Below are 10264 nucleotides of genomic sequence, written 5' to 3' on the forward strand. Positions count from 1 at the left end.
CGCCTACCTGCGCCGGCAGAATCCGATTCAGGTGGCGCTCTGGCTGGAGACCCATGCGCGTCTGCTGTCGCCGCCGATCCCCGTAACCGGTTTCAGCCTCTATTCGAGCCAGCTCAGCCCGGAAGGATCGCACTATCGCCTGGAGGCTGAATACCCCTTAGCTCAGGCCGGGGCGGCATAGTCCTTGAGGACGCCGAGCGGGACGATGGCCAGGGTTTCCTCGTGGGTGCTCTGCAGGATCACCTGCGGCGCCGCGCCGGCGTCCAGCGCCTCCTTCCAGCGGGGCGCGCAAAGGCACCAACGGTCCCCCGGCTTCAGCCCCGCGAAGCCCAGATCAGGCCGGGGCGTCGAGAGATCGTTGCCAGCCCGGCGCGAGAAAGCCAGAAAGTCTGCGGTCATCACGGCGCAGACGGTGTGCAGCCCCACATCATGCGGCCCCGTCTCGCAGCAACCGTTGCGATAGAACCCGGTGAGCGGGTCCAGCGAACACGGAACCAGTTCCTCGCCCAGCACATTGCGGGCGTCGGCGTCATAGCGGATGGGAAGAGTGGTCATGACGCCATCCTAAACGCTAAGACTTGCGCTGCGCCAAGGCGTCACGAACACTCAGGGTCCAGATGCACGAAACCGCCCGCCCTCGCCGAAGCGTCCTTTACCTGCCGGCCAGCAACCTGCGCGCCCTCGAAAAGGCGCGCGCCCTGCCGTGCGACACGGTGATCCTCGACCTTGAGGACGCGGTGGCCCCGGATGCAAAACCTGAAGCCCGCGCGGCGGCGGTGGCGGCTGTGCGGGCCGGCGGGTTCGGCGCGCGCGAACTCGTGGTGCGGGTGAACGGTCTGGACACCCCCTGGGGCGCCGACGACGTGGCGGCAGTCGCCGACGCCCGGCCGGACGCCATACTAACGCCCAAGGTTTCGTCCGCCGCAGATCTGGCGGCAGTTCGTGCGGCGGCGGGGCCCGAGCTGCCGCTATGGGCGATGATCGAGACCTGCGCGGCGATGTTTGCCCTGCCGGAGATTGCCGCCGCATCGCTGCGTCTGAAGACGAGCGTCTGGGTGATGGGCACGAACGATCTCGCCAAGGAGATGCGTTGCCTGCCGGGCATCGAGCGCACACCGCTGGCCACCGCCCTGAGCCTCAGCGTGATGGCGGCCCGCGCCCACGGGCTGGTCATCCTGGACGGCGTCTTCAATGACATTGGCGATCCTGACGGGCTGGCGCGGCAATGCGCCCAGGGTGCGGCCTGGGGCTTTGACGGCAAGACCCTGATCCATCCCGGCCAGATCGATACGGCCAACACCGCCTTTACCCCGGAGGCGGCCGCCGTGGCCTGGGCGCGTACGGTGGTCGCGGCGTTCGATGACCCGGCAACGGGCGACAAGGGCGTGCTCAAGGTCGAGGGCCGGATGGTCGAGCGCCTCCACCTGGAAGAGGCCCGGCGTCTGATCGCCGTCGCCGAGGTGATCGCGGGGCGGGTCGCCGGGTGAGGCTCCGTCTGGCCATCCTGGTTCTGGGCGCGGCTGTGGCGGGCCATGCGTCTGCCCAGACGGCGGACACCCGGGCCTATGATGACCGGCTGCGCGCCTCCATGGCAGGGGTGACTTCGTTTCAGGGGCCGATGGACGGGGGCTGGACGCTGCGGGCCGGCGATCAGGACCTCTACGTCTTCCAGCTGTTCGACCGGAACGGTGTGGTGGATGGCGCCTGGCGCGATCCACGCCGCCCCGGCGCACTCGAGGCTTCCGGATTCCTGGATCAGGTGGAGCGCCGGGCTGATGGGCTGACCCTGCGCATGGGTGGGCGCGTGGCCAACCTGAAGCTCGACGCCGAGGGGCGGCTGGCAGGCGACCTGACCGAGGCCGATCGCACCGTCGCTGTCACCCTGCGTCGCCGCAGCCGCTAAAGGCCGAGGGCTGCGCGCGCGCCAGTTATGGCCTTGGCCTGGGCTTCCGGATCCCACGGCGCCGCGACGCCGACACCCCAAACCGGTCCGGGCCAGGCTGGATCGCCGGGGCGGCGCCCCACCACATGGACATGCAGTTGCGGCGTCAGGTTGCCCAGCTGGCCGACGTTCAGTTTTTCCACCGGCCATCCTGAAGCCAGGCTCGCCGCTCGAACGGCCGCGCCGGCGTTGACGATTTCCGCCATCAGGACCACCCGATCCCCGTGCGACAGGTCCTCCAGCTCACGAAGCCCCGCCTGCCGGGGGATCAGCACGAGCCAGGGCCAGCGGGCGTCGGTCTGCAGGCGCACATGGCAAAGCGCCAGGTCGCCGACCGGTTCGGACGTGGCGGCGAAGGCGGGATGAAGTTCGAACATCACCCGTGCCGCCTGCGGCATTGCGGCGGCGCCGTCAACGGGTTACGGACGCCGCGACAATCCCCATCAGGAGCCGCCCCATGGCCAAGAAGCCCATTCGCGTTGCAGTCACCGGCGCCGCCGGAAACATCGGTTACGCCCTGCTGTTCCGCATCGCTTCGGGCGAGATGCTGGGCAAGGATCAGCCGGTCATCCTGCAACTGCTGGAGATCCCGGTCGAAGGCCCGCAGAAGGCGCTCAAGGGTGTGGCGATGGAGCTGGAGGACTGCGCCTTCCCGCTGCTGCAGGACATGATCCTGACGGGCGACGCCGAGGTGGCGTTCAAGGACGTGAACTGGGCGCTGCTGGTGGGCTCCAAGCCCCGCGGCCCCGGGATGGAGCGCGCCGACCTGCTGAAGGACAACGGCAAGATCTTCATCGCCCAGGGCCAGGCCATCGACAAGGTTGCCGCCGATGACGTGCGTATCGCCGTGGTGGGCAACCCCTGCAACACCAACACCATGATCGCCGCCAGCCAGGCCAAGCGCCTGACGCCTGACCGCTTCACCGCCATGGTGCGCCTGGACGAGAACCGCGGCCGCGCGCAGCTGGCCAAAAAGGCCGGTGTGTCGATCAACGACGTCTCCGACCTGTTCATCTACGGCAACCACAGCCCGACGATGTTCGCCGACTTCACCCACGCGAAGATCGGCGGCAAGGACGCCGCCTCGGTCATCGGCGATCAGGCCTGGCTGGAAAACGAATACCTGCCGACCGTCGGCAAGCGCGGCGCGGCGATCATCGACGCCCGTGGTCAGAGTTCGGCAGCCTCGGCGGCCAATGCCCTGATTGATCATGTCCGTGACCTGTCGACCGTGGGCGCGATCCACTCGGTCGCGGTCAACAGCGAGGGCCGCTATGGCTTCGCTGACGGCGTGTGGGCCGGCATGCCGGTGAAGACCACCGCGCCGGGCGCCTATGAGGTGATCACCAGCTACGAGATGGACGACTTCGCCAAGTCGAAGATCAAGATCACCAACGACGAACTGGTTGGCGAGCGCGACACCGTCAAGGACATGCTGGGCTAGGCGCGCGCGCCCGCCTTGATCAGATCCAGCCGCGCTCTCGCAGCAGCCCGGCATAGGTGCGGCTGACCGGCACCTCCGCGCCGTCCTTGAGCGTCAGTGTCGCGCGGCCATCCCCACGCCTGGCGTCGGTGATCGCATCGCGGGCCACCCACCAGGATCGGTGGACCTGAGCGCCCTCGATGCCCTGCAGTTCGTCCACCGCATCGCTAAGCCTGAGCAGGATCAGGTCCTGGCCCTTGGAGGTGTGCAGGCGAAGGTAGTGATCCTCGGCCTCCACGGCCCAGACTTCGGCGCCGCGTAGCTTCAGTGGCATCCGTTCCAGAAACTTCGGCGGCGCGGGATCCGCATAGGTCATCGCCGTGCGACGGGACTCCACCAGGAGGTTGATGGCGGTCAACGCCGCCGAGACCAGCAGGACATACCCAAACAGGAACGGAATCCCGGCCAGCGGCATGCTCGATCCCAGGACGAACCGGCTGGCTGTCCATACGAACAGGGTGAAGGGAACCGACATGACCAGCGCGGCGACCCCGCCAATCAGCCAGGTATTGTTTGTCAGGCTTCTGGCTCGCCGCGCGATTGTTGTGGTGACGAATGAGCCCCAAACATATCCGACGGCCATGACCGGCAGCCAGTAAACCAGGCGTCGCAGCAGTGGCGCTTCATCGGTTCCAAACGCGCCGGAGAAGGTGAGGAACAGCCCGGCGGCCAGGGTGATCGCCAGGCCGCGGACGTGGTTGGGCGGCGGCTCTGACGGCGGACTGACGCTGCTGGTCCCGGTCATCGGCCCGTCGTCCACGAAGCGTCAACGGCGACCGGCGGCGCTTCGCGAACTGCGGACGCCGCCCCACGTAAACTCGCTCGCGCTCCTGATCTCACCGCGTCATGTCCAGCTCTACCCGGGCCGCGCAGCGCCGCCGCCCCCGATCGAGTGGAGATAGAGGATGTCGACTGTTTCGCAAACGCCCGCCCGCGCTCCGATGACTTTCGGGTTGCGCTTCGGCCTTTCCATGGTGGCCGTGACGGCAGTTCTGGGTCTGGCGATGGGCCTATTCACCCCGGTCATGCAGATGGCGGCCAGGACCCGTCCCCACCTGCCCGACATGGCGTTGTTCAACGCGCTATCGCCGGTGATCCAGGTTCACCTGCTTACGGCGCTTGCCGCACTGGTGCTGGGCGGCGTGCTGATGGTGGTTCGCAAGGGCCGGACATTCCACCGGGTCGCCGGGTGGGTCTGGGTCTCGCTGGTCATGGTGACGGCAGGCGCTACGGTATTCATCACCGAACTGAACCATGGCGGTTGGTCCTGGCTGCACCTGTTCACCGGTTGGGTGTTGCTGATCACGCCTCTGGCGGTGCTCTGGGCAAAACGCCATGACGTTCGCCGCCATCGCCGCACAATGATGGGTCTGTTCTACGGCGCCTTCGCCATCAACCTGGCCTTCGCATTCATCCCGGGGCGGACCCTCTGGATGATGTTCTTCGGCTAGCATCGGTTCCGCTAGGTTAGGCCTCGTTGCGCAAGGCGTGATTCCGCGCCCCGCGCGGTTGTCATCGGGTGGCGCGGCGCCTATAAGCCGTCTCACTCGCTTTGCAGGCGAGCCCGTCGGCAGCCGACCCCAAGGCCTCATGAACATTCACGAACATCAAGCCAAAGCCGTCCTCGCAGAGTTCGGTGTGGCGGTCCCGCGCGGCTTCGCCGCCTTCACGGTACAGGACGCGGTCGACGCCGCCGCAAAGCTTGGGGGTCCGGTCTTCGTCGTGAAGTCCCAGATCCACGCCGGCGGGCGCGGCAAGGGCCGGTTTGAAGGCCTGGGTCCTGACGCCAAGGGCGGGGTCCGGGTTGTGAAGTCCGCCGAGGACGTGAAGTCCAGCGCCGCCGAAATGCTGGGCCGGGTGCTGGTGACCCATCAGACCGGCCCGAAGGGCAAGCAGGTCAACCGCCTCTACATCGAAGAAGGCGCGGCGATCGCGAAGGAATTCTATCTGTCCCTGCTGGTGGACCGCGAAACCTCGCGGGTCTCCGTCGTGGCCTCCACCGAAGGCGGGATGGACATCGAGGAGGTCGCCCACGCGACCCCTGAAAAGATCATAACCTTCTCCATCGATCCCGCGACGGGCGTTTGGCCGCACCATGCGCGCACGCTGTCGGGCGCGCTTGGCCTCTCCGGCGGATTGGCCAAGGAAGCCGCCGTCCTGCTGGGCCAGCTTTACAAGGCCTTCGTCGACAAGGACATGTCGATGCTGGAGATCAATCCGCTGATCGTCACCGGCGATGATCACCTGCGGGTGCTGGACGCCAAGATCAGCTTCGATTCCAACGCTCTCTATCGCCACCCGGATATTGTGGCGCTGCGCGACGAGACCGAGGAAGACCCCAAGGAGATCGAGGCCTCGAAGTTCGACCTCTCCTATATCGCCCTCGATGGTGAGATCGGCTGCATGGTCAACGGCGCGGGCCTGGCCATGGCCACCATGGACATCATCAAGCTCTACGGCGCCGAGCCCGCCAACTTCCTGGACGTGGGCGGCGGCGCCGACGAGGCCAAGGTGACGGCGGCGTTCAAGATCATCATGGCCGACCCCAATGTGAAGGGCATCCTGGTGAACATCTTCGGCGGGATCGCCCGCTGCGACACCCTGGCCAACGGGGTCGTCGCCGCCGTCAAACAGGTCGGCCTTAGCGTGCCCCTGGTGGTGCGCCTGGAAGGCACCAACGCCGAACTCGGCAAGAAGATTATCAACGAGAGCGGTCTGAACGTCATCGCCGCCAACGACCTCTCGGACGGCGCCGAGAAAATCGTCAAAGCCGTGCGGGGCGCTGCCTGAACCATGTCGATCCTGATCAACAAAGACACTCGCGTCATCTGCCAGGGCATCACCGGCGCCCAGGGCACGTTCCACTCCGAACAGGCCATCGCCTATGGCACGAAGATGGTCGGTGGCGTCACGCCGGGCAAAGGCGGGACAACCCACGTCGGCCTGCCGGTGTTCAACTCGGTCGGTGAGGCCGTGCGAGAGGTCGGCGCCGACGCCAGCGTCATCTATGTGCCGCCGCCCTTTGCCGCAGACTCGATCCTCGAAGCCATCGACGCCGAGATCCCGCTGATCATCTGCATCACCGAGGGTATCCCGGTGGCCGACATGGTGCGGGTGAAGCGCTCGCTCTCCGGCTCAAAATCCAGGCTGATCGGGCCCAATTGCCCCGGCGTGCTCACACCAAATGAGTGCAAAATAGGCATCATGCCGGGGAACATCTTCCGCAAGGGCTCGGTAGGTGTTGTTTCCCGTTCGGGTACTCTTACCTACGAAGCCGTTTTCCAGACCACGCAGGTGGGCCTGGGTCAGACTACGGCCGTCGGCATCGGCGGCGACCCCGTCAAGGGCACCGAGTTCATCGACATGCTCGACATGTTCCTGAAGGACCCGGAAACCGAGTCGATCATCATGATTGGCGAGATCGGGGGATCGGCCGAAGAGGATGCGGCGGCGTTCATCGCGGCCTCGCCGATCAAGAAGCCGATGGTGGGTTTCATCGCGGGACGTACGGCGCCGCCCGGGCGGCGCATGGGTCACGCGGGCGCGATCATTTCCGGCGGCAAGGGCGGCGCCGAGGACAAGATCGCCGCCATGGAGGCCGCCGGTATCCGGGTGTCGCCGTCGCCGGCGGCGCTGGGCACCACGCTGCTGGATGTTCTGAAAGGCGCCTGATCCGGTTTGTCGGCCCCGGGTGTCGAAAAGGGTTAAGCAAATTGGCGTACAGGTCTTCGGCGTCGTCGAATGCCCGGCGTCGCAAAAACCAGGTTTAAGGGCGGTTGCGCTCGGCTCCTTCTTGCGAAGTCCGTGGCCGCGCCCCGGAAGGCGAAGGACATGGCGGACGACGCAGGCCGGATCAATGAGGTTCTGGCCGAAACTTCCTTCCTCTACGGCGGCAATGCGGCGTTCGTAGAGGATCTCTATGCCCGGTGGACGGCGGACCCCAATGCGGTCGCCCCGTCCTGGGCGGCCTTCTTTGCATCCCTGCTGGACCCCTCCGCCGATGTGATGCGCGCGGCCGGCAAACCGGGCTGGGCGCGACCCGCCGTGCCCGCCCCGCGTCCGGACTGGCTCTCGGCGATCGATGGCCTCTGGCCCGCGGTCGAAGCCAAGGTCGCCAAGACCATCGAAGCCCGTCAGCCCATGGCCTCGGTGGATCAGATCCGTGCCGCGACCCTGGATTCCTTGCGCGCCATCATGATGATCCGCGCCTATCGGATGCGCGGGCATCTGAAGGCCAATCTGGATCCGCTGGGTCTGGCTGCCACGCCGGGTGACGCGTCGGAACTGGACCCGGCCAGCTACGGCTTCGCCGAGCCGGACTTTGATCGTCCGATCTTCCTGGATTATGTGCTGGGTCTGGAGACGGCGACCGTCCGCGAGATTCTGGAGATTCTGCGCCGGACCTACTGCGGCAATGTGGGCGTGCAGTACATGCACGTCTCCGATCCCAAGGAGAAGGCCTGGCTGCAGGAGCGGATCGAGGGCCGTGACAAGGAAATCGCCTTCACGCCCGAGGGCAAGGTGGCGATCCTCAAGAAGCTGATCGAGACGCAGGGCTTCGAGCAGTTCCTGCATCGCCGCTTCCCCGGCACCAAGCGCTTCGGCCTGGACGGCGGCGAGGCCATGGTCCCGGCGCTGGAGCAGATCATCAAGCGCGGCGGCGCCATGGGTGTGAAGGACATCGTCATCGGCATGCCGCACCGCGGCCGCCTCAATGTCCTGGCCGCCGTGATGGGCAAGCCCTACCACGTGATCTTCCACGAATTTCAGGGCGGCTCGTCCCTGCCCAGCGACGTCCAGGGCTCCGGCGACGTGAAGTATCACCTGGGCGCCTCGTCGGACCGCGAGTTCGACGGCAACGAGGTGCACCTGTCGCTGACCGCCAATCCCAGCCATCTGGAGATCGTCAACCCGGTGGTGATCGGCAAGGTTCGCGCCAAGCAGGCCTTTACGCTGCGCGAACAGCCTGACGCCGGCCGTGGCCATGCCCTGCCTCTGCTGCTGCATGGTGATGCGGCTTTCGCCGGCCAGGGTGTGGTTTCGGAGTGTTTCGCGCTCTCCGGCCTGCGCGGCTACGCTGTGGGCGGCACCATGCACTTCGTGGTCAACAACCAGATCGGCTTCACCACCAGCCCCAAGAACAGCCGCTCCTCGCCCTATCCGACGGACGTGGCTCTGGCTGTCGAGACGCCGATCTTCCACGTGAACGGCGACGATCCTGAAGCCGTCACCTTCGCCGCCAAGGTGGGCACCGAGTATCGCCAGCTGTTCGGCAAGGACGTGGTCATCGACATGTTCTGCTACCGCCGCTTTGGTCACAACGAGGGGGACGACCCCACGATGACCCAGCCGCTGATGTACGCGAAGATCAAGGGCCACCCGACAGTGCGGGATCTCTACGCCCAGCGCCTGGTCGGTGAAGGTATCGCCACCCAGGCGGCTGTCGACGGCTGGATCGCCGAGTTCGACAAGTTCCTCGATGAGGAGTTCGAGTCCGGCAAGGCTTACAACGCCAACAAGGCTGACTGGCTTGACGGCAAATGGGCGGGCCTGAAACTGCCGTCAGGTGAAGAACGCCACGCCACCGGCGTGGCCAAGCAGAAGCTTCTCGACCTGGGTCGCAAGCTCACGTCCGTGCCCGAGCATGTCACCGTTCACAAGACCGTCGAGCGCGTGATCGCCGGCCGCCGCGAGGCGATCGAGAGCGGGGCAGGCGTCGACTGGGCGACGGCGGAGTCGCTGGCGTTCGCGACCCTTCTTGACCAGGGGTTCCCGGTGCGTCTGTCGGGCCAGGACAGCGTGCGCGGCACCTTCAGCCAGCGCCACTCCGGTCTGATCGATCAGAAGACGGAGGAGGTCTATTTCCCGCTCCGGAACCTTGGTCCCAGCCAGGCGCACTTTGAGGTGCTGGACTCAGCGCTTTCCGAAGAGGCGGTGCTGGGCTTCGAGTACGGCTTCTCCCTCACTGATCCCGACACCCTGACGCTCTGGGAAGCCCAGTTCGGCGATTTCGTGAACGGCGCCCAGGTGGTGATCGACCAGTTCATCTGCTCGGGCGAACGCAAATGGCTGCGAATGAGCGGCCTCGTCATGCTGCTGCCGCATGGCTACGAGGGCCAGGGTCCGGAGCACTCCTCCGCCCGTCTCGAGCGGTTCCTGCAGCTCTGCGCCGAGGACAATATGCAGGTGGTCAATGTCACCACCCCGGCCAACTATTTCCATGTTCTGCGCCGCCAGCTGCTGCGGGAGTACCGCAAGCCACTGATCGTGATGTCGCCCAAGAGCCTGCTGCGCCACAAGCGGGCGGTATCCACCATCGCCGACATGACCACGGGCACAGGGTTCCACAGGGTGATGATCGACGGCGCAGAGGCCGGCTGTGATGTGGGCGGCGTGACGCTGAGGCCCGACGCCGAGATCAAGCGCGTTATCGTCTGTTCTGGAAAGGTCTATTTCGACCTTATCGAGCAACGGGCGAAGTCTGGCCGCGACGATGTCTACATCCTGCGGCTGGAACAGTTCTATCCGTGGCCGCTGAAGTCCCTGACCAACGAGCTGAAGCGGTTTGCCAACGCCGAACTGGTCTGGTGTCAGGAAGAGCCCAAGAACATGGGCGGCTGGCAGTTTGTCGATCCCTGGCTGGAGCTCACACTGGAGCGCATGAAGATCAAGGCCAAGCGCGCCCGCTATGTGGGTCGTCCGGCCTCGGCTTCGACCGCCGCCGGATTGATGAGCCGCCACCTGAAAGAACTCGATGCTTTCCTTACGGAAGCGTTCGCCTGAACCACAACGACCCCGCCTGCGTTTGACTGCGATCCAAGGAGCTGATCCCCCCAATG

Annotated in this window: 11 protein-coding genes; 8 read left to right on the plus strand and 3 right to left on the minus strand. The window is 66.0% G+C overall.

Going from position 1 to position 10264, the window contains the following annotated elements:
• Nucleotides 1–181, plus strand: a 181-nt coding sequence (locus ACIQ42_RS10775; RefSeq protein WP_397422195.1) for a 2'-5' RNA ligase family protein, incomplete at its 5' end; no start/stop codon positions are given.
• On the opposite strand, the gene ACIQ42_RS10780 is transcribed toward ACIQ42_RS10775, so the two are convergent.
• Nucleotides 163–555, minus strand: coding sequence for a DUF2237 family protein (locus ACIQ42_RS10780; RefSeq protein ID WP_397422196.1), 393 nt, complete (start codon nucleotides 553–555; stop codon nucleotides 163–165). The genes ACIQ42_RS10775 and ACIQ42_RS10780 overlap by 19 nt on opposite strands.
• A gap of 62 nt (nucleotides 556–617) precedes the next feature.
• Here ACIQ42_RS10780 and ACIQ42_RS10785 point away from each other — a divergent pair, with 62 nt between their 5' ends.
• On the plus strand, nucleotides 618–1487 hold the full coding sequence (locus ACIQ42_RS10785) for an HpcH/HpaI aldolase/citrate lyase family protein (protein WP_397422197.1): 870 nt from the start codon (nucleotides 618–620) through the stop codon (nucleotides 1485–1487).
• Nucleotides 1484–1903 carry a hypothetical protein gene (locus ACIQ42_RS10790; RefSeq protein WP_397422198.1) on the plus strand — a complete coding sequence of 140 codons (420 nt, stop codon included), beginning with the start codon at nucleotides 1484–1486 and terminating at the stop codon, nucleotides 1901–1903. The genes ACIQ42_RS10785 and ACIQ42_RS10790 overlap by 4 nt, the downstream gene beginning before the upstream one ends.
• On the opposite strand, the gene ACIQ42_RS10795 is transcribed toward ACIQ42_RS10790, so the two are convergent.
• Complete coding sequence (locus ACIQ42_RS10795; RefSeq protein WP_397422205.1) at nucleotides 1900–2319, minus strand: HIT domain-containing protein; 420 nt, start codon at nucleotides 2317–2319, stop codon at nucleotides 1900–1902. The two genes, ACIQ42_RS10790 and ACIQ42_RS10795, sit on opposite strands and share 4 nt — an antisense overlap.
• 80 nt (nucleotides 2320–2399) lie before the next feature.
• Here ACIQ42_RS10795 and ACIQ42_RS10800 point away from each other — a divergent pair, with 80 nt between their 5' ends.
• A complete protein-coding gene (locus tag ACIQ42_RS10800) occupies nucleotides 2400–3386 on the plus strand; it encodes a malate dehydrogenase (RefSeq protein ID WP_397422199.1) in 987 nt (328 codons plus the stop codon).
• 19 nt (nucleotides 3387–3405) lie between these two features.
• Here the strand turns inward: ACIQ42_RS10800 and ACIQ42_RS10805 are convergent, their stop codons facing one another.
• The gene (locus tag ACIQ42_RS10805; RefSeq protein WP_397422200.1) at nucleotides 3406–4170 is read right to left on the minus strand and encodes a LytTR family DNA-binding domain-containing protein; all 765 of its coding nucleotides are present in this window, start codon (nucleotides 4168–4170) and stop codon (nucleotides 3406–3408) included.
• Between the two features lie 160 nt (nucleotides 4171–4330).
• Between ACIQ42_RS10805 and ACIQ42_RS10810 the strand changes: the two genes are divergently transcribed.
• The 4 genes from ACIQ42_RS10810 to ACIQ42_RS10825 all read left to right on the plus strand — a co-directional run bounded on the left by ACIQ42_RS10810 (nucleotide 4331) and on the right by ACIQ42_RS10825 (nucleotide 10208).
• Nucleotides 4331–4876, plus strand: a complete 546-nt coding sequence (locus ACIQ42_RS10810) for a DUF2306 domain-containing protein (RefSeq protein WP_397422201.1) — start codon at nucleotides 4331–4333, stop codon at nucleotides 4874–4876.
• Between the two features lie 139 nt (nucleotides 4877–5015).
• Complete coding sequence (sucC, locus tag ACIQ42_RS10815; protein ID WP_397422202.1) at nucleotides 5016–6215, plus strand: ADP-forming succinate--CoA ligase subunit beta; 1200 nt, start codon at nucleotides 5016–5018, stop codon at nucleotides 6213–6215.
• Nucleotides 6216–6218: 3 nt separating this feature from the next.
• Entirely contained in the window at nucleotides 6219–7097 is an 879-nt protein-coding gene (gene sucD, locus ACIQ42_RS10820; RefSeq protein WP_397422203.1) for a succinate--CoA ligase subunit alpha, read from the plus strand.
• A 159-nt stretch (nucleotides 7098–7256) separates the two neighbouring features.
• Nucleotides 7257–10208: a 2-oxoglutarate dehydrogenase E1 component gene (locus ACIQ42_RS10825; RefSeq protein ID WP_397422204.1), complete on the plus strand. Its 2952-nt coding sequence runs from the start codon at nucleotides 7257–7259 to the stop codon at nucleotides 10206–10208.
• Nucleotides 10209–10264: the final 56 nt, after the last annotated feature.

The organism is Phenylobacterium sp., assembly GCF_044372605.1.
Classification (GTDB): Bacteria; Pseudomonadota; Alphaproteobacteria; order Caulobacterales; family Caulobacteraceae; genus Phenylobacterium.